Origin of the sequence: Actinomadura craniellae, from assembly GCF_003289645.1 — a bacterium.
GTDB classification, from domain to species: Bacteria; Actinomycetota; Actinomycetes; order Streptosporangiales; family Streptosporangiaceae; genus Actinomadura_D; species Actinomadura_D craniellae.
Genome location: NZ_QLYX01000016.1, coordinates 45,738 through 67,027, shown reverse-complemented (window position 1 = coordinate 67,027; position 21,290 = coordinate 45,738). Strand labels below are relative to the sequence as shown.

Below are 21,290 nucleotides of genomic sequence, written 5' to 3'. Positions count from 1 at the left end.
CGTGCCCCCCTACCTGATCGGCCTGCGCCTCGACGGGCGACGCGTCGTCGTCGTCGGCGGCGGCCGGGTCGCGGGTCGTCGCGTGCCCGCCCTGGTGGCGGCCGGGGCCGATGTGGTTCTCGTCTCACCTGAGATCACCCCCTCGCTGGAGGACCTGGTCGTGGCCGGGCGCATCGTCTGGCACGACCGCCCGTACACCGACGGCGACTGCGCGGGCGCCTGGCTGGTGCACGCCTGCACCGACAAGGCCAAGGTCAACGCCGAGGTGGCCGCCGCGGCGGAGGAACTGCGCGTGTGGTGCGTGCGGGCCGACGACGCGCAGGCCTCCGCGGCGTGGACGCCCGCCACCGGCCGGGTCGGCGAGACCACGGTCGGGGTGCTCGCCGGTGGCGACCCGCGGCGGGCCGCCGGCCTGCGCGACGCCGTGGTCGACGGCCTGCGCGACGCCACGCTGGCCGCCCGGCACTCCCGGGCCAAGCCGGTGGGGGTGGCGCTGGTCGGCGGCGGCCCCGGCGACCCGGGGCTGATCACCGTGCGCGGCCGGCAGTTGCTCGCCCAGGCGGATGTGGTCGTCACCGACCGGCTGGCCCCCCGGCTGCTGCTCGACGAGCTGTCGCCGGACGTCGAGGTGATCGACGCCGCCAAGATCCCCTATGGCCGCACCGTGGCCCAGGAGCGCATCAACGACCTGCTGGTCGAGCACGCCTCCCAGGGCCGCTTCGTGGTCCGGCTCAAGGGCGGTGACCCGTTCGTCTTCGGCCGGGGCTCCGAAGAGGTGTTGCACTGCGCCCGGCACGGCATCCCGGTGACCGTGGTGCCGGGCATCACCAGCGCCGTGGCGGTGCCGTCCGCCGCGGGCATCCCGGTCACCCACCGGGGCGTCGCGCAGGAGTTCCACGTGGTGTCCGCGCACCTCGCCCCGGACGTCCCCGGATCGACGGTCGACTGGGCCGGCCTGGGCCGTTCCACCGGCACCCTGGTGCTGTTGATGGCGGTCGAGCGGATGGGCCTGATCGCCACCGCGCTGATGCGCTATGGTCGGTCGCCTGACACGCCTGTCGCCGTGATCCAGGACGGTACGCTTCAGGATCAGCGGACACTTACCGCCACATTGGGCACGGTGGCGGATGAGATGGTCGCTGCGGGTGTGCGGCCACCGGCCATCGTGGTCATCGGCGATGTGGTGGACGTGGCGCGACAGATCGACATGACAAGAGCCGACATGGGACGGGATCCGTGACATCCCCGGCAGATCAGAGCGCTGTGGACGCCGGAGCCGAAACCGGCCCCGAGCGCGATGCCTCTTCGACAGCCCCTTCGCCAGCTCCTTCGTCACCCAAGGAGGCCGACACGTCCGCTTCGGGGGCCGATGAGAACGCGCCGCCGCCGCACGCGCGGCCGGATCTGGGGCGCGTGCTGACCGAGCTGCGCGACCAGATCGACTCCCTCAGCTTCGTCCTGGAGGTGCCGGGCGTCGCGGAGGCTCGCGAGGCGCAGTCGGAACTGCGCAACCAGCTCGAGGACTACGTGCTGCCCCGCATCAGCGGGAAGGGCACCCCGCTGCTGGTGGTGCTCGGCGGGTCCACCGGTGCGGGCAAGTCGACCCTGGTCAACACGCTGGTCGGCTCCCGGGTGAGCGCCACCGGCGTGCTCCGCCCGACCACCAGCAGCCCGATCCTGGTCTGCCACCCCGACCACACCGAGTGGTACCTGGAGGGCCCGCTACTGCCGGGCATGGGCCGGGTCCCCGGGCCCGCGCCCGACGCCATCGCCGGCGACCAGCTCGTGATCATCGGCAGCGACACGCTGCCCGAGGGGCTGGCACTGCTCGACAGCCCCGACTTCGACTCGGTCTTCGAGGACCACTACGAGTTCGCCACCAAGCTGATGGCCGCCGCCGACCTGTGGCTGTGCGTCACGACCGCCGCGCGCTACGCCGACGCCCAGGTGTGGCAGATGCTCCAGCGCGCCAAGGAACACGGCGCCACCATCGGGGTCGTGCTCTCCCGGGTGCCGCAAGGCGCCGGGTCCGAGGTCGTCGAGCACTTCGCCGCGATGCTGGAGGAGCACGGGGTCGGAGAGGCCCGCCGCTTCACCATCCCCGAGACCCGCATCGAGAACAGCCGGCTGCCCGAGGAGGCAGCCGAGGAGATCCGCGAGTGGCTGCTGCACCTGGTCGAGGACGGCTCCCGCCGCACCACGGTCATCGGCGACACCCTCAGCGCGGTGCTCGACAGCTACCGCACCCGGGTTCCCGAACTGGCCAAGCAGGTCGAGCTCCAGGTGGAGAAGCGCGGTGAGCTCCGCCAGGAGGTGGAGGCCTGCTACGCCACCGCACTCGCCGAACTCGACGAGGCCACCCGCAACGGCTCGCTGCTGCGCGGCGAGGTGCTGGCCCGCTGGCAGGACTTCGCCGGCACCGGCGACCTGGTCCGGGCGCTGCACGTCCAGCGGCCCCGGCTGCCCCGCAAGGGCGGCCGGCGCCGGCGCACCCCGGCCCGGGTGCGCTCGCTCAAGGCCGCGCTGCGCAGCGCGCTGGAGTCGCTGATCCTCTCCGGCGCCGAGAGCGCCGCCGAGCAGGTGATCGCCCGCTGGCGGGCCAATCCGGCCGCGGGTGAGATGCTCGCCGAGCCGGCCACCGAGCTCGGCCTGGTCTCGCCCGAGCTGTCCCGCCGGGTGACCCGGGCGGTCAGCGCCTGGCAGGACCACGTCCTCGAACTCATCCGTACCGAGGGCGTCACCAAGCGATCCGTGGCCAAGCTCGTCTCCTTCGACGAGGACGCGCTGTCGCTCGTCCTGATCGTCGGGCTGCTCGGCTACGGCACCACCGATGTCACCGTCGAGGGCGGCACCAGCGCGGTGTCCCAGCGGCTGCTCAAGGCGCTGTTCGGGGCCGAGTCGCTGCGCGGGATGAGCGCCAAGGCCCGAGCCGATCTGCGCAGCCGGATCGGCATGTTGTTCGACGAGGAGGCGATCCGGTTCGGGCAGGCCCTCGACTCCGCCGGCATCGCCGACGAATCCACCGCGGTCCAGCTCTACCAGGCCACGTACAACCTCGAGGTCGCGCGATGACCACGACCACCACCCCCGAGATCGCCGAAGAGCCCGCGTCCGGGCGCTCGGAGCCGGGGCTCACCGAACGGCTCGACGGCCTCGACCGGCTCGTCACGCTCGGCGCCGGCCGGCTCGACGAGCCCCTGCTGGACGAGGCCGGCGAGTTGCTGACCAGGGCCGGCGAGCGGCTCCGGCTGTCCGGCGGCCACACCGTCGTCACCCTGGCGGGCGGTACCGGCAGCGGCAAGTCCTCGCTGTTCAACGCCATCTGCGGGCTGCAGCTGTCGCCGACCGGGGTGCGCCGCCCGATGACCTCCCAGGCGCACGCCTGCGTCTGGGGGCTGGACGGCGCGGGCCCGCTGCTCGACTGGCTCGCCGTCGACAAGCGCCACCGGTACGCGCGGGCCAGCGCGCTCGACCGGTCCGACAGCTCGCTGCAGGGCCTGGTGCTGATCGACCTGCCCGACCACGACTCCATCCAGGCGGTGCACCGGGCCGAGGTCGACCGGTTCGTCACCGTCGCCGACCTGCTGGTCTGGGTGGTCGACCCGCAGAAGTACGCCGATGCGGCGCTGCACCGCAACTACATCGTCCCGTTCGCCCAGCACGCCGACGTCACGCTGGTGGTGCTCAACCAGGTCGACCGGTTGCAGCCGGGTGAGGCCGAGGACTGCGTGTCCGACCTGCGCCGGCTGCTGGAGGCCGAAGGGCTGGCCGACCCGCGCATCGTGACGACCAGCACGGTGACCGAGGACGGCGTGGCCGATTTCCGCGAGGTGCTGGTCGACGCCGTGGCCGCCCGGCGGGCCCGCAGCCGGCGGCTGATCGCCGACATCGACCGGATCGCCGAGCGGTTCGTCGAGTTCCGGGGCGAGGCCGAGCCGCCCGCCCAGATCGAGCCGCGCCGGGCCGCCCGGCTGGTCGAGGCACTGACCGACGCGGCCGGCGCGCCCGCTGTCGCCGAGGCGATGGAGAGCGCCTACGAGCTGCGCGCCGTCGACTACGTCGGCTGGCCGGTCGCCAAGCTGGTCGACCGGCTGCGCAGCGACCCGCTGCGCAAGATGCGCCTCACCGAGCTGCGCGAGGAACTGCGCGGCGCGTTCACCGGGCCGGTCGGCGCGCAGCAGGGCGACGTCGACAACGCGCTGCAGGGCATCACCGACGGCGTCGTCACCGAGCTTCCGCCGGTCTGGGCCCGCGCGGTGCGGGCGGCGAGCCGGTCGCGGGCCGGCGAGCTGCCCGAGGCGCTGGGCGGCTCCCTCAAGGACGCGCTGCCGGTCTTCAACCAGGTGCCGAACTGGTGGTGGCTGGTCAAGACCTGGCAGTACTTCCTGGTGCTGGTCACCCTGCTCGGGCTGGTGTGGATCACGCTGCTGGTGGTGTACGGCGTGGCCGGGTCGGGTTCGGGCTCGGGGCTGTTCGACGACGCGGGCCTGATCCCGTATGTCACGGTCCTGGTCGCCTGCACCCTGGGTATGGGCGCGCTGACGTCGTCGGCCTGCCGGAACCTGGTCGCGCTGTCGTCGGCCAAGCACGGCGAGCGGATGGAGGCGCACATGCGCGAGCGCGTCGGCGGCGTCGCCCAGGAGAAGGTGCTCGACCCGATCGCCGCCGAACTCGCCGACTACGCGAGCTTCCGCACCGCGGTCGAGGAGTTCCGTCCCGCCTGAACCTCTCCCGCCGGGTTATCCACATCCGGCGGCCGGGCTGGTCCGGGGTGCGGGCGGTGCGCCACGGTGGAGTGCGTAAGGGCCGCAGGTCCTGAGAGCTCCCCGTGGAGGACGCATGAACGACGCGCACATCACCGTCATCGGCTGGCTGGCGGAGGACCCGCACTACACGATGACCACGAACGGCACGCCCTTCCTGTCGTTACGGGTCGGCTGCACACCGCGCCGGTTCGACCGGCAGACCGGGCGGTGGCAGGACCAGACGCCCATGTTCCTGACCGTCAACTGCTGGCGGAACCTCGCCGACAACGTCAACGCCTCGGAACTCCGGCGGGGGCAGCCGGTCGTCGTCACCGGCCGGCTCCGCATCCGCGAGTACGTCAAGGACGGGCAGTTCCGGTTCTCCCCGGAGGTCGAGGCGACGACCCTGGGCCACGACATGACCCGGGGCAGCGCCCACTTCCGGCCGGTGCAGCGCGGCGGCGCGATGACCGACGACGACCGGCTGGAGGCCCAGCAGGCCAACGACCGTTGGGCGCTGGGCGGCCCCCGCACCGAATCGGGCCCGGACGCCTCCCAGGACGAGGGCTCCACCGGCGACCCCTGGGCGGACGGTTCCCAGGCGGACCGGGGAGACGGCACTCCCGGCGGAGCAGACCAGGAGGATGGAGGTGATCAGGGCGACCCCGTCGACCTGCGGGCCACCGCGGCCTGATCGCCTGCCGCCTCCGGCCGCCTGGCCGGGCCACACCGCCGGTCGAGTCGCCAGGTTGGCCCCACCGGTCAGGTCGTTCGGCTGCCGCGCCCGGTCGCACGGCCCTGTAGCGGAGGCTGATTCTCCTGGTTCGGCCTGCCGCTGAACGGTGGGCCGGATCGCCTGCCTGATGAGGTGGCGTGGTGGCCTGGTGGGTTGGCGGCCTGCCGGGCGGGCTGAGCGTACGCCTGATCGGCCGGGTTGGCACGCACCTGGCCACGCTAGGTCAGAGGTGTGCAGGGTGGCGGGTGGCATCGGGGGGTGACGTCCATACGGGCGACACCCCCCGATGCAATCGGGGTCCTGCGGCTGCCTAGATCCAGGAGATGCCGCGCATGGTGTCTTCCCCCTCTGGGATGTGCTGCGGACCCACCGGAGCACGGTCGCGGAGCGGCCGTTTCCGGGGTGCGCCCACCTTTGCGCCTATGAAGGTACCGGTTTTCCTCCCACTCCGCACATGTTGCAACTATCGTGTTACACAACGTGATGCGTTAGGGGGGAAGGATGGCCGCTGTGCAGTCGTCCGCCGAAGACCGCGGGGACCTCTCGCGCGGGCCGCGGTGGCGCTCCTCCTGCAAGAGGGTGGCGTCCGGTCTGCGCCCGTCGACGCCGGCGCACCCGCTGCCGCTGGCGTGTTATGTGCTCATCGTCGGGGGGCTGCATCTCGCCCTGATCGTGCACGGGCTGTGGGTCACGCCGCTCGACCTGGCCGAGCTGGCCACCTTCGGGGCGCTGCTGGCCTGCGGTGCGGTCTGCATCGAGGCGTCCCGCCGGCTCGGCATGCCCGCGGGTGTGGCCCGGGACCTGCTGTCGGCGTGGTGGCTGCCGATGGCCCTGCTACTGCCCCCGGTGTACGCGCTGCTCGCGCCGGTCCCGCTGCAGGTGCTGCTGCAGTTCCGGGTCCGCCGCACGCTGCTGCACCGGCGGGTCCTGGTGGCGGGCGCGCTGGGGCTCGCGGGCGCCTGCGCGTCGTACGCCTTCCACCGGGTGGTGCCCGCGCCGCTGAGCGACGCCCCGGACTGGCTGGTCGGGTCGTTTCCCGGCATCCCCGCCGCGATCGGCTGCGCCGTGCTGTTCACCGTGATCAACACTGCGGTGGTGGCCGTCGCCGTGCGCGCGGCCAACCCCGAGAGCGGCTGGCGCGAGGCGCTGTGGAACCGCGAGAGCCTGCTGCTCGACGTGGTCGAACTCTGCCTGGGCATCCTGGTGGCGATCACCTGTGCGCTCTCGCCGGCCCTGCTGCTGCTGACCCTGCCGCCGGTCGTCCTGCTCCAGCGCAGCCTGATGCACCAGCAGTTGCAGGCGGCCGCCCGCACCGACGCCAAGACCGGCCTGCTCAACGCCGCGGCCTGGCAGCGCGAGGCCGATACCGAACTGTCCCGGTCGCACCGCTCGGGCGAGCCCCTGGCGCTGCTGCTGATCGACCTCGATCACTTCAAGCGGGTCAACGACACCTACGGCCATCTGCTCGGCGACCAGGTGCTCATCGCGGTGGCCAACACCCTGCGCGGGCAGGTGCGCGACTACGACGTCGTTGGCCGGTTCGGCGGCGAGGAGTTCGTGGTGCTGCTGCCGGGCGCCGACACCGTCGAGGCATGCCGGGTGGCCGAGCGGCTGCGCATCCGGGTGCGGCGGCTGTCCATCCCGGCGGAGGAGGGGCCGGTCTCGGTGACCATCTCCATCGGGCTGTCGCTGCTGGGCGTCCACGGCAACGACCTCATCGAGTTGCTGACGGCTGCCGACCTCGCGCTGTACCGGGCCAAGGAGTCCGGTCGCGACCGCGTCTGCCTACCGGCGGGAACCCGTCCCCGCACCCTCGGCGGCTGACTCAGATCCCGGACGAGTGGCCATGGAAGGGCCCACGACCCCATAGGCTTGACGGCATGGCCGAGTACATCTATACGTTGCAGCGCGTGCGCAAGGCGCACGGCGACAAGGTCGTCCTCAACGACGTGACGTTGAGTTTCCTGCCCGGTGCGAAGATCGGCGTGCTGGGCCCGAACGGTACCGGCAAGTCCACGCTGCTGCGGATGATGGCCGGTCTCGAGCAGCCCTCCAACGGTGACGCGCGGCTGATGCCCGGTTACACGGTCGGCATGCTCCAGCAGGAACCGCCGTTGAACGAGGAGAAGACGGTCCTCGGCAACGTTGAGGAGGGCGTCGCCGAGACCAAGGCGCTGCTCGACCGGTTCAACCAGATCGCCGAGCAGATGGCGACCGACTACACCGACGAGCTGATGGAGGAGATGGGCCGCCTCCAGGAACAGCTCGACCACCGCAACGCCTGGGACCTGGAGAGCCAGCTCGAACAGGCGATGGACGCGCTGCGCTGCCCGCCTCCGGACGCCGATGTGACCAAGCTGTCGGGTGGTGAGCGCCGCAGGGTCGCGCTGTGCAAGCTGCTGTTGCAGGCCCCCGACCTGCTGTTGCTCGACGAGCCCACCAACCACCTTGACGCCGAGAGCGTCCAGTGGCTGGAGCAGTTCCTGGAGAAGTACGAGGGCACCGTCCTGGCCGTCACCCACGACCGGTACTTCCTCGACAACGTGGCCGGCTGGATCCTCGAGCTCGACCGCGGCCGGTGCCACGCCTACGAGGGCAACTACTCCACCTACCTGGAGAAGAAGGCCGAGCGGCTCAAGGTCGAGGGCAACAAGGACGCCAAGCGCAAGAAGCGCCTGGAGGACGAGTTGGAGTGGGTGCGCTCCAACCCCAAGGCGCGCCAGACCAAGAGCAGGTCCCGGCTGCAGCGGTACGAGGAGATGGCGGCCGAGGCGGCCAAGACCCGCAAGCTGGACTTCGAGGAGATCCAGATCCCGCCGGGCCCGCGGCTGGGCAGCACGGTCATCGTGGCCGAGGGGCTGACCAAGGGCTTCGGCGACCGCCTGCTGATGGAGAACCTGTCGTTCAACCTGCCGCCGAACGGCATCGTCGGCGTCATCGGCCCCAACGGGGTCGGCAAGACCACCCTGTTCCGCATGGTCGTCGGTGAGGAGCAGGCCGACTCGGGCGCCCTCAAGGTCGGCGAGACGGTGCAGGTGTCGTACGTCGACCAGGGGCGCGGCGGCATCGACCCGAAGCAGAACGTCTGGCAGGTCGTCTCCGACGGGCTCGACCACATCAAGGTCGGCAATGTTGAGATGCCGTCGCGGGCGTACGTCGCGGCCTTCGGCTTCAAGGGGCCCGACCAGCAGAAGCCCGCGGGCGTGCTGTCGGGCGGCGAGCGCAACCGGCTCAACCTGGCGCTGACCCTCAAGCAGGGCGGCAACGTGCTGCTGCTCGACGAGCCCACCAACGACCTCGACGTCGAGACGCTGGGCTCGCTGGAGAACGCGTTGCTGGACTTCCCGGGCTGCGCGGTCATCACCTCGCACGACCGGTGGTTCCTGGACCGCATCGCCACCCACATCCTGGCCTGGGAAGAGGGTTCGAGCTGGTTCTGGTTCGAGGGCAACTTCGCCGACTACGAGAAGAACAAGATCGAGCGGCTGGGCGCCGACGCGGCCCGCCCGCACCGCGTCACCCACCGCAAGCTCACCCGGGACTGACCCCGTGGCCCGCCCGGGTCGAGTGCGGGAGCGGAGCGGCCTGGGCGGGGCGAGCGGTCCGCGTGGCGACCGAACGCGACGAGGGCAGATGAGGGGCAGCGGTCGCCGCCCCGCCGGGCCCAGCCCGGCGGGGCGAACCGGCCGGTGAGTACGATCGGGCTGTCCAGACGCGCAGTCGACACCCCTTTGGCGAGGACATGACTGATTCCGCGGTGCCCCCCGCAGACTTCCGGCACGTCTACGAGTTCCACATCAGGTTCGGCGACATCGACTCGCAGGGGCATGTCAACAACGTCAAGTTCCTGGGCTACCTGGAGGACGCCCGGCTGGAGATGTTCCACGGTGATCCGGTGCGCAAGGGCGAGCAACCGGTGCGCGGCATGGTCGTCTTCCGGCACGAGATCGACTACAAGCTGCCGCTGCTGCCCAGCGTGCACCCCATCCGGGTGGAGACCTGGGTGACCGAGGCGCGGGCCGCCTCGTTCAAGCTGGCCTACGAGGTGCGCGACAACGAGAACGTCTACGCCACGGCGATCTCCACACTGGCTGCCTTCGACGTTGAGGGTAACCGGCTGCGCCGCTTCACCCCGGAGGAGCGCGAGTTCATCGGACGGTACCTCGCACCCCAGGGCTAGCATGTCTCATATTTCGGACATGTAATATCACCATGTGAGCGACCCCCCCGCACGGCGCTGGACCATGCTCGGCCTCGGGCTGGGCGCGATGATCAGCGGTTGCGCCTTCCAGTTCGGCATGCCCTACCTCATCCCCGCACTGCGCGCGGAGGGACTCTCCCTGGGCGAGGCCAGCCTGCTGGTCACCTGCCCGATGGCGGGCCTGCTGTTCACCCTCATCGGCTGGGGAGTGCTCGCCGACCGCCGGGGGGAGCGGTTCGTCCTCGGCCTGGGGCTCGGCCTCGCCGCCCTGTTCCTGGCCGCCGCGGCCGCCGTGGACGGGACGCTGCCCAAGGGCGCCTGCCTGGTGCTGGCCGGGGCCGCCGGGGCGTCCGTGCACGCCGCCAGCGGCCGGCTGATCCTCGGCTGGTTCGCCCCCACGGAACGCGGCCTGGCCATGGCGATCAGGCAGAGCGCCCAGCCGCTGGGCGTCGCGGTGGGGGCGGCCGCGCTGCCCCCGCTGGGAGCCGGCGGAACCGGTCGCGCACTGCTGGCCCTGGCCGGCTGCTGCGCGGTGATGGGACTGCTGGCCGGGCTCTTCGTCCACGACCCGCCGCCCGGCCCCGCCCGGGCCGGCGAGCGCACGAGCTCCCCCTACCGGACCCCCGTGCTCTGGCGGCTGCACACCTCCGCCGCGTTCCTCGTCGTCCCCCAGTTCGCGGTCGCCACGTTCGCACTGGTCTACCTGGTGGACGCCCGCGACTGGGACCCCGCCCCCGCCGGGCGGCTGCTGGCCGCGGTGGCCGTGGCCGGCGCGCTGGCCCGGCTCGGCGCCGGGCTGTGGTCCGACCGGGTCGGCAGCCGGCTGCGCCCCTACCGGACGCTGGCGGTACTGATCGGTGCGATCATGGCGGCACTGGCGCTGGGCGCCGCCACCGGCTCGCCCGCGGCCGTGGCCGCGCTGCTGGTCGCCGGGGTGCTCACGGTCAGCCCGAACGGCCTGGGCACCACCGCCGTCGCCGAGTACGCCGGGCTCTCCTGGGCGGGCCGCGCCCTCGGCATCCAGAACACCTTCCAGAACGTCCTGTCCACCGCCACCCCGCCACTGCTGGGCGGGCTGATCGGCGCCACCGACTACGCCACCGCCTTCGCCGTCGCGGTCGCCTTCCCCCTCCTCGCCGTCGCCCTCATCCCCATGCACGCCGAACACGCCCCTTGACCGGCCCGCGCGGGCCGCTGCGGTCCCTGCCTCGGCTCAGGGGGTGTCGTTGTCGCACTCGCCTCGCTCGGTCGCTGCGCGGACCGCTCGTCCCGCGCAGGCCGCTGCGGTTCCTCCCTCGGCTCAGGCGGTGTTCGTTGCCGTCTTCGTCTCGTTCGGCCGCTGCGCGGACCGCTCGTCCCGCGCGGGCCGCTCCGCTCTCTAGACGGGGAGCCGGAGCCAGGCGGCGGTGTCCGGGGGGACGAGGCCGCCGGTCAGGGGGCCGCTGGTGAGCAGCGGTTCGCCCAGGGGCAGCGGGACGGGTTCGGTGCCGCAGTTGACCACGCACACCAGCGGGCCGCGGCCGAAGGCCAGCACGGTGTCCGGAGCCTCCAGCCAGTCCATCGTCTCCGGCAGCTCCGGCAGCAGCTCGCGGCGCAGCCGCAGCGCCTGCCGGTAGTACGACAGGGTGGAGCCGGGGTCGGCGCGCTGTGCCGCCACGGTCAGCTCCGCCCAGCCGGGCGGCATCGGCAGCCAGGGCCGGGCGTCCTCGGGGGAGAAGCCGTACGGCGGGGCCGACCCCGACCAGGGCAGCGGCACCCGGCAGCCGTCGCGGCCGGGCCGCTCGCCTCCGCCGTGCAGCCAGACGGGGTCCTGCCGGGCCTCGTCCGGCAGGTCGAGCACCTCCGGCAGCCCGAGCTCCTCGCCCTGGTAGAGGTACGCCGAGCCGGGCAGCGCCAGGACCATCAGCAGCGCGGCACGGGCGCGGGCCAGGCCGGTGCCGGGCGGGTCGTCGTAGCGGGTCCGGTGGCGCACCGCGTCGTGGCTGGACAGCACCCAGGTGGGGGCGGCGCCGTAGGGCGCGGTGGCCTGCAGGCAGTCGGTGACGACCTGCCGGAACGCCGCCGCCGACCACGGGGCGAGCTGGAGGTCGAACTGGAACACCTGGTGCAGCTCGTCGGGGTGCAGGAACCGCGCCAGGGCGTCCGGCTCGTCGGCCCAGACCTCCCCGATCGCCATCCGGTCGCCGCCGTAGGAGTCCAGGACGCGCCGCCAGTCCCGGTACAGCTCGTGCACCTCGGGGTGGTCGTACATGACGTCCCCCGGCGGGTTCGGCCCCAGGTCGGTCAGGGCCGGGTCCTTGAACAGCCCGCCCGCCACGTCGATGCGGAAGCCGTCCACCCCACGGTCCAGCCAGAACCGCAGGATCCGCTCGAACTCCCGGCGCACCTGCGGGTTCCGCCAGTTCAGGTCGGGCTGTTCCGGCGCGTACAGGTGCAGGTACCACTCGCCGTCGGGGACCTGCTGCCAGGCCGGCCCGCCGAACGTGGACGGCCAGTCGTTGGGCGGGCCGCCGCCGGGCCGGCCGGGCCGGAACAGGTAGCGGTCGCGGGCCGCCGAGCCGGGCGGGGCGGCCAGCGCCTCCAGGAACCAGGGGTGCTGGTCGGAGGTGTGGTTCGGGACGATGTCCACGATCACCCGTAGCCCGGCGTCGTGGGCGTCGCGGACCAGCGCGTCGAAGTCGGCGAGCGAGCCGAACCGGGGATCGACGTCGCGGTAGTCCGCGACGTCGTAACCGCCGTCGGCGAGCGGGGACGGGTAGAAGGGGGTCAGCCAGAGGGCGTCGACCCCCAGCGCGAGCAGGTGCGGCAGCCGGGCGCGGAGCCCCGCCAGGTCGCCCTCCCCGTCACCGTTGGAGTCGGCGTAGCTGCGCGGGTAGACCTCGTAGACGACGGCGTGCCGCCACCATGGAGTTTCTTGGGCCATGTCCGGCGGTTTGCCCCAGCGCGGCCGGGCCATTCACCCCAGGGCTCAGTCGGGGGAGTTGATCAGGCTGTGGGCGGCCATCGTCAGGTACCGCCACAGGGCCGTCTCCAGTTCGGCGGGCAGTTCCAGCTCGTCCACCGCCGTGCGCATGTGCCGCAGCCAGGCGTCCCGCTCGGCAATGCCGATCTTGAACGGGACGTGGCGCATCCGCAGCCTCGGATGCCCCCGCTGCGCACTGTAGGTACCCGGGCCGCCCCAGTACTGGATCAGGAACATGCGGAGCCGGTCCTCGGCCGGGCCGAGGTCCTCCTCGGGGTACAGCGGGCGGAGCAGGGGGTCTTCGGCGACCCCCTGGTAGAAACGGTGGACCAGCCGCCGGAAGACCTCGTCGCCGCCGACCGCCTCGTAGAACGTCACTTCTTGAGCCATGGCGCCTTTCACCCTATGCGAGGCGGGGACGTCCGGTCAGCCCGCCGGGGGAGTCGCCACCGTGACCCCCGCCTCGTCGAATGCGATCTTGACCCGTTCGCGCAGTTCGCGCGCCACGTCGGCCTGCCGGCCCGGCGCGGTCTTGACGACCACCCGGACGATCACGGCGTCGCCGCTCAGCCCCTGGACGCCCCAGACGGACGGCTCCTCCAGGATGATCTCGTCCCAGTCGGGGTCGGCGGCGAGCAGGTCGGCGGTGGTCTTGAGGGACTGCTTGACCTTGGCGGTGTCCTCGCCGTAGTCCACCGGGATGTCGAGCACGGCCCGGCCCCAGTTCTGCGACTCGTTGCCCACCCGCAGGATCTCGCCGTTGCGCATGTACCAGACGACGCCGTTGACGTCGCGCAGCCGGGTGACCCGCAGGGTGACCGCTTCGACGGTGCCCTTGGCCGGGCCGACGTCGATGATGTCGCCCACCCCGTACTGGTCCTCCAGCAGCATGAACAGGCCGGCCAGGAAGTCCTTGACGATGTTCTGCGCGCCGAAGCCCACCGCGACGCCGATCACGCTGGCGCTGGCCAGGACGGGCGCCAGGTTCAGCCCGATCTCGCCGAGGACGCTGAACAGGGCGGTACCCATGATCACGATGGAGGCGATGCTGCGCAGCACCGAGCCGAGCGTCTTCGCCCGTTGCGCCCGCCGCTCGCTGAGCAGCGCCGGGCTGCCGTCGAAGACGGTGCGGGAGCGCTCGCGCACCCGTTCCGACATGGTGCCCTCGGCCATCCGGAGCGTGATCTTGGTGATCGCGTTGTGCGTGATGCGCCGGATGATCAGCGCGATCACGAAGGTGATGACGATCGCCACCAGCCGGTTGGCCCACAGGTCGATGTTCCAGGCGTGGACGAACCGGGTGACGTCGCCGTTGTGCGTGACGTTCCAGACCAGCCGGCACGGGATCATGGGGTTCGGACCGCAGAAGTCCTCGGGCCTGCCGCCGTTCTGGAAGAGCGGGGCGAGTGCGGTCGGCGCGTCGCCGGGCAACACGAGCGGAACCCTCCCGAGGTCGGTCGTCCGGCGTCCTGGCGCCGTGCAGTGCCGATCGTAAGGGACGGAGATGACCGAAGCGGACTGCCGGCTCAGTCGGCGGGCCGGGCCTCCAGCACCCTGGCCAGCTTGGAGGCGGCGCCACAGGGGTCGTCGACCCGGTGCATGCGCTCGCCCCAGGACCACCAGTAGTAGTGGTCGGGGGTGTCGGGGGCGGGCGCGCACCCGACGTCTTCGGCGAGCCCCGCCGCCGCGGGATTGACCACGCGCAGGAAGGCCGGGCCCGACCGGGTCCGCACCACCCGGGCGACCAGTCCGAGCGAGCCGAGCTCGTGCTCCAGCACTTCGAGGTAGCTGACACGGCTGTCGCTGACCACCTGCGCCCCTTCCCTGAACGATCGGGACCTTGCGGATACGAACGGTTCCGTTGAGTGAGGATTGCAATTCTCAGCAAGCCGGTCAAGGTGCTTGCGTGCATACCAATGAGGATCGTGGGGCTCGTGGAGGAAAATCCGTGCCCTGGGGAGGTGAATCCTCCTGCGGAGAGGCGGCAGGGTGTTCGAGTTCCGGGAAAAGCACTACATTGCCCGTCCGGCGGGATTACTGTGCGTGCGCGTCCGGTGATGAGGCCGTGTTCCGCGTCCCTCGCCGCACGCCTGGCGGCGAGGTGTCTGAGGAGGCCGGGGAATGCCGGAACCCGCCCGAAAGGAGACCGATCTGGCGCGCCGGGTGCGCGCCCGCGGTCTGGCCCGCGGCCGGTCGCCCGTGGCGATCGCCACGGAGATCCACGACCAGTGCGCCCCCCTCTTCGGCACGAGCCGGGTCAGGGCCCACCGCCTCGCCCGCGGCATCGCGCTCTCCGACGTGGTCGCCCAGGTCCGCGCCCTGTACGAGGCGGAGGGCAAGCCCCCGCCCAAACTCGGCGAGACGCTGCTGTCGGCCTACGAGAGCGGCCACAAGCGTCCCGGCTCGGAGTACCTGCACTACCTGTGCCGCGTCTACCGGACCGAACCGGACGACCTGGGCTACCCCGGCCCCTGCCTCTGCGGCAGCGATCACGGCACCGGTACCGGCGTCGTGCCGCGCCGGCCCGCGGGCGAGCCCGGCACGCTGGTCGGGTCGGTGGTCGCCGCGGTCCCGGACGACCGTCCGTGGCGCGCGACCGGCGCCGAGCCCCCCGCCACGGCGGACGCCGACGAGGAGGAGACCGTCCTGCGCGGCGTCCTGCTGCGCCTCCTGGCCGGCGCGGGCGTCGTACCCGACGGCCGGTTCCTCGGCGCGGTCGACGGCGTCCGCCGCCGGATGGACGACGCCCTGGTGAGCTCGACCGTGACGGCGACCATGCTCGACCAGTGGGCGGAGACGGCCCTCGACCAGGGCCGCCGGTACCAGGCCACGCCGCCGGTGCGGCTGCTGTGCGACGTGCTGCTGGACCTCGCCGAGGTCCGCCGGATGTGCGAGCGGCGCCAGCCGCTGGAGAACCAGGAGCGGCTGTGCCGGATCGCCGCGCAGCTCGCCGGCCTCGCCGGGTTCATCATGACCAACCTGGGCGACCACCGGCTGGCCCGCTCGTTCTTCCGGACCGCCCGCACGGCGGCCGACGAGACCGGCGACCGCGCCCTGCGCGCCTGGGTGACCGTCCGCGAGTCGCTGGTCCCCCTGTACTACGGCGACCCCCCGGAGGCGCTGATCCTGGCCCGCAAGGCCCAGGACCTGGCCGGCCGCGCCCCCGGCGTCGCCGCCGCCATGGCCCCGGCGGTGGAGGCCCGCGCGCTCGGCATGCTCGCGCTGCAGGGACGTTCCGACACGGTGCCCGCCGCCCGCCGGGCCCTGGTCCGCGCCCGCGCCGTCTTCGACCGGCTCCCCCAGCCGTGCACCACCGACCTGGCCTTCGGGTTCACCGAGCGGCAACTGGCGTTCTACGAGGGCGACACGTTCACCGCGCTGGGCGACCACCGGCGGGGAGAGGAGGCGCTGAGCCGGGCGCTCACGCTGTACGCCGCGACCGACCGGGTCGACCGCACCCTGGTCCGGCTCGGCCGGGCCGCCTGCCGGCTGCACGCCGGGGACCCGGACGCCGCGCTGTCCGCCGCCCGGGAGGCGATCATCGAGCTGCCGGTCGAGCACCGGTCCGACATCCTGCTGCACCGGGCCCGCCTGCTCGGCGTCGCGGTGCGCGACCGGCACGGTGAGATCCCGGAACTCGCCGAGTTCACCGAGGCGATCAGTCCAGCCGGCCGCCGACGTACTGCATCAGGGGATAGCGGCGCCGCCTGAGCTCGACGTAGCCGCGGGCGGCGAGGGCGTCCACGATCTCCTGGTGGCCGAACACCTCCACCCCGGTCAGCCGCCCGGCGATCGACACGGCGGTGCCCACCGGGGCGAGGTCCGGGCGGCGGCTGGTCAGGATGACGATGCGCCCGCCCGGCCGGAGCACCCGGGTCATGGAGTCGAGCGCCCGCCAGGGGTCGTCGAAGAGGTACAGCGCTCCGTAACAGCAGACGGCGTCGAAGGACGCGTCCTGGAACGGCAGGTCGGTGGCGTCCCCGCGCACATAGCCCACCTGCGGGTCCGTGGTGTCGGCCACCGCCCGGGCCAGCATGCCGGGCGCGGCGTCGATCCCCACGACCAGCCCGCGCCCGGCCACTCCGGCGGCCAGCGCCCGGGTCACGTTGCCCGGACCGCACGCCACGTCGAGCACGACCCGGTCGGGCCGGTGCGGGTCGCCCGGCCGGCCCAGGCCCAGCCAGTTGCGGGCCAGCGCGTACTCCTGCTCGGTGCTCGGCCCGAACGGCCCGCCCTTGGCGATGCCGAAACCGACCGGCCGCCACACCCGCTCGTAGATCTTCGGCAGCAGGGACGACCGCATCGCCCGCTGCGCGACGGTCGGTGGCGGTGCGGGGGCCGCGGGCCCCAGCAGGTCCAGGTAGCCCGCGGACAGGTCGGGCTCGGCGGGCGGGACGTCGAGGCGCCTGATGATCCGCCCCATGACGGTCGATACGGCCATACCACCATTCGATCACCAGGCCGTGCCGTCCCGCCGGTGAACCCCCCTAGAGTTCCAGCCCGGTCTGGCCGGCGACGAAGCCGAGCATGTCGACCGCCATCTCCACCGTGCGGCTGACCGCCCGTGCGCCGTGCCCCACCTCGGTCTCGGTGCGCAGCAGGATCGGCGCCGCCCCCGCGGTGGCGTGCTGGAGCGCCGCGCACATCTTGCGGGCGTGCAGCGGGTCGGTCCGGGTGTCACCGGCGAACGACATGAACAGCGTCGCCGGGTAGTCGACCCCCTCCTGCACCCGGTGGTACGGGGAGTACGACAGCAGCCAGCCGAGCTCCTCCGGGATCGCGGCCGAGCCGTACTCGTCGTTCCACGTCTGGCCCAGCCCGGAGTGCTCGTAGCGGACCATGTCGAGCAGCGGAGCCGAGCAGATCACCGCCCGGAACAGCTCGGGCCGCTGGGTCAGCGCCGCGCCGACCAGCAGCCCGCCGTTGGAGCCGCCCGAGATCGCCAGCCGGTCGGCGGCCGTCCAGCCGTCGGCGATGAGTTTCTCGGCCGCGGCGTGGAAGTCGTCGAAGACGTTCTGCTTGCGCTCGCGCATCCCGGCCCGGTGCCACTCCTCGCCCTCCTCGGAGCCGCCGCGCAGGTTGGCGATCGCGTACACCCCGCCGGCCTCCACCCAGCTCAGGGTGGCCGCCGAGTAGGCCGGGGTGAGCGGGACGTTGAAGCCGCCGTACCCGTACAGGATCGCCGGCCGAGGCCCGGTGTCGCCGGGCCGGGCCATCACCAGCATGCGCACCGGGGTCCCGTCGTAGGACTCGTAGGTGACCTGGCGGGTCTCGATCTCCGGGATGGCGATCCCGGGCGCCGCCGGCGAGCCCATGGTCGCGCTCGCCTTCTCGCTCGTTCCTCGCTCGGCGGCTCGCCGCTCCAGGCCGGGCGGGGCGGCCCATAGCGAGGTCTCCCCGGTGCGCGCGTCATAGCGGCGGACGCCCGCCGGGGTCACGTTGTCGGTGTAGGCGAACCAGGCCTCGTGCCCGCCCTCGGGCCGCTCGCCGATGCCGCCGATGGACCCGAGGCCGGGCAGCGGCACCGTGCCGATCCGGGTGCCGTTGCGCAGGTCGTGCACGGTGATCTCGCTGATCGCGTGCCGGATCCAGCCCACCAGCAGCACCGGCCGGTCCAGTTCCGGCCCGTCGAGCATGGCGAAGTCGGCGAGCACCGCCTCGGGGTCCTCGGGGACCAGGTCGCGCCAGGTCTCGGGGCCGGGGTCGCCCGGGTCGGCGACGCACAGCCGGCCTCGGGGGGCGTCGCGGTCGGTGAAGACGTACGCCCGGCCGTCGCGCCCCACATAGACGCCGCTCTGGGCGTCCACCCCCGACTGCACCACGGTGAGCGCGGGGGCCTCGGGCGGCGACTTCGTCAGGTCCGCGATCCACAGGTCGTTGCGGGGGGCCGTGCCCTGCTGGGCGGACAGCACCAGCCAGCGGCCGTCGCGGCTGACCGAGACGCCGTAGTAGTTGGTCTTGTCCAGGCCCGCGCCGAAGATCATGACGTCGTCGGTGTCGGGGTCGGTGCCGACCCGGTGCAGGTAGACCCGGCGGTGGTACTGGTCCTCGCCCTCCGGCACCTGGTCGGCGGGCAGCCGCCGCACGTAGTAGAAGGCCTCGCCGCCGGGCAGCCAGGCCACCGGGGAGTAGCGGCTGCGCTCGATCGGCCCCTCCACCGGCTCGCCGGTGGCGACGTCCAGCACGTGCAGCCGGGACTCCTCGTCGCCGCCCTGGGAGAGCTGGTAGGCCAGCCGCCGCCCCTCCTTGTCGGGCTGCCACGCGTCGAGCGTGGTGGTCCCGGCCGGATCGAGCGCGATCGGGTCGATCAGCACCCGCTCGCCCCCGCCGGGATCGACGGTGTAGAGCACCGCGTGCTCCTGCTCGGCGGTGCGGCGGGTGAAGAACCGGCGCTCGCCACGCCAGGCCGGGACGCCGACGGAGCCCACGCCCAGCAGTTCGGCGATCCGGGCGCGCAGCCGCTCCCGGCCGGGCAGCCCGGCCGCGGCCGAGCGGAAGAGCTCGTCCTGGGCGGCCAGCCAGGCGTGCGTCTCGGCGGAGCCGGCGTCCTCCAGCCAGCGGTACGGGTCGGGCACCCGGTGGCCGTGCAGGTCGTCGACGATGTCCTGGCGGCGGGCGGGCGGGTAGCTCGGTCGGCTCATGGCTCGCACCTTATGGCCTGTTCCCCCTGATTACTTCCGGTCAATCCATGGGAACGGTGCGTGACTGGCCAAGTGAACTCAGGTAGAAGTGGCGTTGGTCACAGAGATCGAAAATCACGGGGGATCCATGCAGAGCACCATCCTGGGCCGGTCCGCGGTTCCGCTGCTGGCGGCGGCCGCCGTACTGGTCATGCCGCCCGCGCACGCCGGGCAGCGGCTGGGCGAGATGAACTTCGACTACTCGACGCCACGGGTCGCAGCGGACGGCGAGCACGTCAGCTGGCAGTGGACGGTGACGAACAACGGCAAGGCGGACGTGGCCGACGTCCAGGTCGTCCACCGGCTGATCCCCGCGCTGAAGGTCACCAAGGTGCCGACCGGGTGTTCGATCATGTCGGACACGGTGCAGTGCCGCTACGACCGGATCGCGGCGGGCGCGCGGCGTTCGGGCACCATCGAGGTCGAGCTGCCGAGCGTCGAGCAGGGCGAGGCCCGGATCAGCGGCCGGCTGACCTGGCGGGAGGCCGACGCCAAGGGGCAGCCCGCGACGGCGCCGGTGCTGGAGACCTCCACCACCCAGCCGCAGGGGCGGCAACCGTCCTGATATCCGGGCACGAGCACCGAAACGGTCTCCGGCGGCACCGCCGGAGACCGTTCGTGTTCGCGAGATGGCCCGATTGGGGATTAATGGGGTAGCGGAGAACCCATCCCAGCAGCCACACTGATTTCAGCTCGGGTTCATCCCTGAGGAGGTCCTGGTGGCGGGTGCACAGGCGCCGATGACGACCGAGAAGCCTCGCGCAGAGGCGCGCTGGAGCGTGTCCTGCGGGGCTGCCGGCGCCTGGATACCGGCGGTGGACGGCTGATGCGGCAGGTGCTCCTCCTGAACGCGACCTACGAACCACTCACCACCCTGCCGCTGCGCCGGGCCGTCTGCCTGGTCCTGCGGGAGAAGGCCGAGGTCGTCCACCACGACTCGGCGGGCGCCTGCCTGCACTCGGCGACCATGACGATCGACGTCCCCTCGGTGATCCGGCTGCGCCGCTACGTGCGCATCCCCTTTCGCACCCGGGTGCCCCTCACCCGGGCCGCGCTGATGCGCCGCGACAATTACCGCTGCGTCTACTGCGGCCGCCGCGCCGAGACCATCGACCACGTGCAGCCCCGCAGCCGGGGCGGCAAGCACACCTGGGAGAACTGCGTCGCGTCCTGCATGACGTGCAACCACAGCAAGGCCGACCGGCTGCTGGAGGAACTGGGCTGGACGCTGCCCGTCGCCCCGGCCGTGCCGCGCGGCGCGCACTGGCGGCTGATCGGGGTCATCCACGACGGCGACCCGCAGTGGGCCGCCTACGTCTCCGAACCCGCCGCCTGAGCGGCCGGTACGCTGGGGGCGTGCCACGCTATGACTACCGCTGCCGCTCCTGCGGATCGACGTTCGAGCTGTCCCGGCCGATGAGCGAGGCGTCCGCCCCCGCCTCCTGCCCCGACGGCCACTCCGACACCGTGAAGCTGCTGTCCACGGTCGCCGTGACCGGCGCCGCGGGCCGCACCGCGCCCGCCCCGCCGTCCGGCGGTGGCGGTGGCTGCTGCGGCGGCGGGTGCTGCGGCTGATGCCCGAACTGATCGACGGCGCGGCCCGGGTGACCGCGGCCGGCGAGCCGCCCAAGCTGATCGACGAGTACGTCGGCGCCGTCAACACCGGCGAGACGCGGCTGAGCGTCGCGCACATGCGCAGCCCCTCGGGCTGGCAGGAGCCGGGCCAGCGCCCCGAGTTCGACGAGTTCACCGTGGTGCTGCGGGGCCTGCTCCTCGTCGAGCACGAGGGCGGCGAGATCGAGGTCGGCGCCGGGCAGGCGGTGCACACCCGGCCGGGCGAGTGGGTGCGCTACTCCTCGCCCGGGCCCGAGGGCGCCGAGTACATCGCCGTCTGCCTGCCCGCCTTCTCCCCGGACACCGTCCACCGCGACGACGGCTGACGGCGGCGCCCGCCCCGGCGAAGGGC

At 72.7% G+C, this 21,290-nt stretch carries 19 protein-coding genes; 13 read left to right on the top strand and 6 right to left on the bottom strand.

The features are described from left to right. The first annotated feature begins 1 nt into the window (after position 1). From cobA to DPM19_RS27995, 8 genes are all read left to right on the top strand, one after another. On the top strand, positions 2-1,240 hold the full coding sequence (gene cobA, locus DPM19_RS28030) for a uroporphyrinogen-III C-methyltransferase (protein ID WP_233510826.1): 1,239 nt from the start codon (positions 2-4) through the stop codon (positions 1,238-1,240). Between the two features lie 173 nt (positions 1,241-1,413). Further along, entirely contained in the window at positions 1,414-3,072 is a 1,659-nt protein-coding gene (locus DPM19_RS28025; RefSeq protein WP_233510824.1) for a GTPase family protein, read from the top strand. Next, the gene (locus DPM19_RS28020) at positions 3,069-4,724 is read left to right on the top strand and encodes a GTPase family protein (RefSeq protein WP_111871056.1); all 1,656 of its coding nucleotides are present in this window, start codon (positions 3,069-3,071) and stop codon (positions 4,722-4,724) included. The genes DPM19_RS28025 and DPM19_RS28020 overlap by 4 nt, the downstream gene beginning before the upstream one ends. A 115-nt stretch (positions 4,725-4,839) precedes the next feature. Next, positions 4,840-5,439: a single-stranded DNA-binding protein gene (locus DPM19_RS28015; RefSeq protein WP_111871055.1), complete on the top strand. Its 600-nt coding sequence runs from the start codon at positions 4,840-4,842 to the stop codon at positions 5,437-5,439. Between the two features lie 543 nt (positions 5,440-5,982). Continuing rightward, entirely contained in the window at positions 5,983-7,305 is a 1,323-nt protein-coding gene (locus DPM19_RS28010; RefSeq protein ID WP_111871054.1) for a sensor domain-containing diguanylate cyclase, read from the top strand. A 56-nt stretch (positions 7,306-7,361) separates the two neighbouring features. Further along, on the top strand, positions 7,362-9,026 hold the full coding sequence (gene ettA / locus DPM19_RS28005; protein ID WP_111871053.1) for an energy-dependent translational throttle protein EttA: 1,665 nt from the start codon (positions 7,362-7,364) through the stop codon (positions 9,024-9,026). Between the two features lie 197 nt (positions 9,027-9,223). Then, complete coding sequence (locus tag DPM19_RS28000) at positions 9,224-9,661, top strand: acyl-CoA thioesterase (RefSeq protein ID WP_111871052.1); 438 nt, start codon at positions 9,224-9,226, stop codon at positions 9,659-9,661. A 34-nt stretch (positions 9,662-9,695) separates the two neighbouring features. Beyond that, positions 9,696-10,859, top strand: coding sequence for an MFS transporter (locus DPM19_RS27995; protein WP_233510822.1), 1,164 nt, complete (start codon positions 9,696-9,698; stop codon positions 10,857-10,859). A gap of 201 nt (positions 10,860-11,060) precedes the next feature. Here the strand turns inward: DPM19_RS27995 and DPM19_RS27990 are convergent, their stop codons facing one another. The 4 genes from DPM19_RS27990 to DPM19_RS27975 form a co-directional block, all read right to left on the bottom strand. After that, on the bottom strand, positions 11,061-12,605 hold the full coding sequence (locus tag DPM19_RS27990) for a glycoside hydrolase family 13 protein (RefSeq protein WP_111871170.1): 1,545 nt from the start codon (positions 12,603-12,605) through the stop codon (positions 11,061-11,063). 45 nt (positions 12,606-12,650) lie between these two features. Further along, positions 12,651-13,034 carry a globin gene (locus DPM19_RS27985; RefSeq protein ID WP_111871050.1) on the bottom strand — a complete coding sequence of 128 codons (384 nt, stop codon included), beginning with the start codon at positions 13,032-13,034 and terminating at the stop codon, positions 12,651-12,653. Positions 13,035-13,070: 36 nt separating this feature from the next. Then, on the bottom strand, positions 13,071-14,078 hold the full coding sequence (locus tag DPM19_RS27980; protein WP_233510819.1) for a mechanosensitive ion channel family protein: 1,008 nt from the start codon (positions 14,076-14,078) through the stop codon (positions 13,071-13,073). A gap of 92 nt (positions 14,079-14,170) precedes the next feature. Further along, on the bottom strand, positions 14,171-14,455 hold the full coding sequence (locus DPM19_RS27975; RefSeq protein WP_111871049.1) for a hypothetical protein: 285 nt from the start codon (positions 14,453-14,455) through the stop codon (positions 14,171-14,173). Positions 14,456-14,765: 310 nt separating this feature from the next. Here DPM19_RS27975 and DPM19_RS27970 point away from each other — a divergent pair, with 310 nt between their 5' ends. Beyond that, positions 14,766-16,355 (top strand): tetratricopeptide repeat protein, encoded by a 1,590-nt coding sequence (locus DPM19_RS27970; protein WP_233510816.1) that lies wholly within the window; start codon positions 14,766-14,768, stop codon positions 16,353-16,355. Here the strand turns inward: DPM19_RS27970 and DPM19_RS27965 are convergent. Further along, positions 16,303-17,085, bottom strand: a complete 783-nt coding sequence (locus DPM19_RS27965; RefSeq protein ID WP_233510814.1) for a class I SAM-dependent methyltransferase — start codon at positions 17,083-17,085, stop codon at positions 16,303-16,305. The two genes, DPM19_RS27970 and DPM19_RS27965, sit on opposite strands and share 53 nt — an antisense overlap. 46 nt (positions 17,086-17,131) lie before the next feature. Then, positions 17,132-19,285, bottom strand: coding sequence for a prolyl oligopeptidase family serine peptidase (locus tag DPM19_RS27960; protein WP_111871048.1), 2,154 nt, complete (start codon positions 19,283-19,285; stop codon positions 17,132-17,134). A gap of 127 nt (positions 19,286-19,412) precedes the next feature. On the opposite strand from DPM19_RS27960, the gene DPM19_RS27955 reads away from it, so the two are divergent. The 4 genes from DPM19_RS27955 (at position 19,413) to DPM19_RS27940 (ending at position 21,264) form a co-directional block, all read left to right on the top strand. Next, on the top strand, positions 19,413-19,889 hold the full coding sequence (locus tag DPM19_RS27955; protein WP_111871047.1) for a DUF11 domain-containing protein: 477 nt from the start codon (positions 19,413-19,415) through the stop codon (positions 19,887-19,889). 261 nt (positions 19,890-20,150) lie between these two features. Then, positions 20,151-20,660 carry an HNH endonuclease gene (locus tag DPM19_RS27950; protein ID WP_199485324.1) on the top strand — a complete coding sequence of 170 codons (510 nt, stop codon included), beginning with the start codon at positions 20,151-20,153 and terminating at the stop codon, positions 20,658-20,660. Between the two features lie 20 nt (positions 20,661-20,680). Then, a complete protein-coding gene (locus DPM19_RS27945; RefSeq protein WP_111871046.1) occupies positions 20,681-20,899 on the top strand; it encodes an FmdB family zinc ribbon protein in 219 nt (72 codons plus the stop codon). Next, positions 20,899-21,264: a cupin domain-containing protein gene (locus DPM19_RS27940; RefSeq protein ID WP_111871165.1), complete on the top strand. Its 366-nt coding sequence runs from the start codon at positions 20,899-20,901 to the stop codon at positions 21,262-21,264. The genes DPM19_RS27945 and DPM19_RS27940 overlap by 1 nt, the downstream gene beginning before the upstream one ends. Positions 21,265-21,290 lie beyond the last annotated feature (26 nt).

Coding starts and splice junctions, on each gene's coding strand:
- DPM19_RS28020 (WP_111871056.1), top strand. CDS start 3,069: ATGACCACGACCACCACCCCCGAGATCGCCGAAGAGCCCGCGTCCGGG.
- DPM19_RS28015 (WP_111871055.1), top strand. CDS start 4,840: ATGAACGACGCGCACATCACCGTCATCGGCTGGCTGGCGGAGGACCCG.
- DPM19_RS28010 (WP_111871054.1), top strand. CDS start 5,983: ATGGCCGCTGTGCAGTCGTCCGCCGAAGACCGCGGGGACCTCTCGCGC.
- ettA (WP_111871053.1), top strand. CDS start 7,362: ATGGCCGAGTACATCTATACGTTGCAGCGCGTGCGCAAGGCGCACGGC.
- DPM19_RS28000 (WP_111871052.1), top strand. CDS start 9,224: ATGACTGATTCCGCGGTGCCCCCCGCAGACTTCCGGCACGTCTACGAG.
- DPM19_RS27990 (WP_111871170.1), bottom strand. CDS start 12,605: ATGGCCCAAGAAACTCCATGGTGGCGGCACGCCGTCGTCTACGAGGTC.
- DPM19_RS27985 (WP_111871050.1), bottom strand. CDS start 13,034: ATGGCTCAAGAAGTGACGTTCTACGAGGCGGTCGGCGGCGACGAGGTC.
- DPM19_RS27970 (WP_233510816.1), top strand. CDS start 14,766: ATGCCGGAACCCGCCCGAAAGGAGACCGATCTGGCGCGCCGGGTGCGC.
- DPM19_RS27965 (WP_233510814.1), bottom strand. CDS start 17,085: ATGGCCGTATCGACCGTCATGGGGCGGATCATCAGGCGCCTCGACGTC.
- DPM19_RS27960 (WP_111871048.1), bottom strand. CDS start 19,285: ATGAGCCGACCGAGCTACCCGCCCGCCCGCCGCCAGGACATCGTCGAC.
- DPM19_RS27955 (WP_111871047.1), top strand. CDS start 19,413: ATGCAGAGCACCATCCTGGGCCGGTCCGCGGTTCCGCTGCTGGCGGCG.
- DPM19_RS27950 (WP_199485324.1), top strand. CDS start 20,151: ATGCGGCAGGTGCTCCTCCTGAACGCGACCTACGAACCACTCACCACC.
- DPM19_RS27940 (WP_111871165.1), top strand. CDS start 20,899: ATGCCCGAACTGATCGACGGCGCGGCCCGGGTGACCGCGGCCGGCGAG.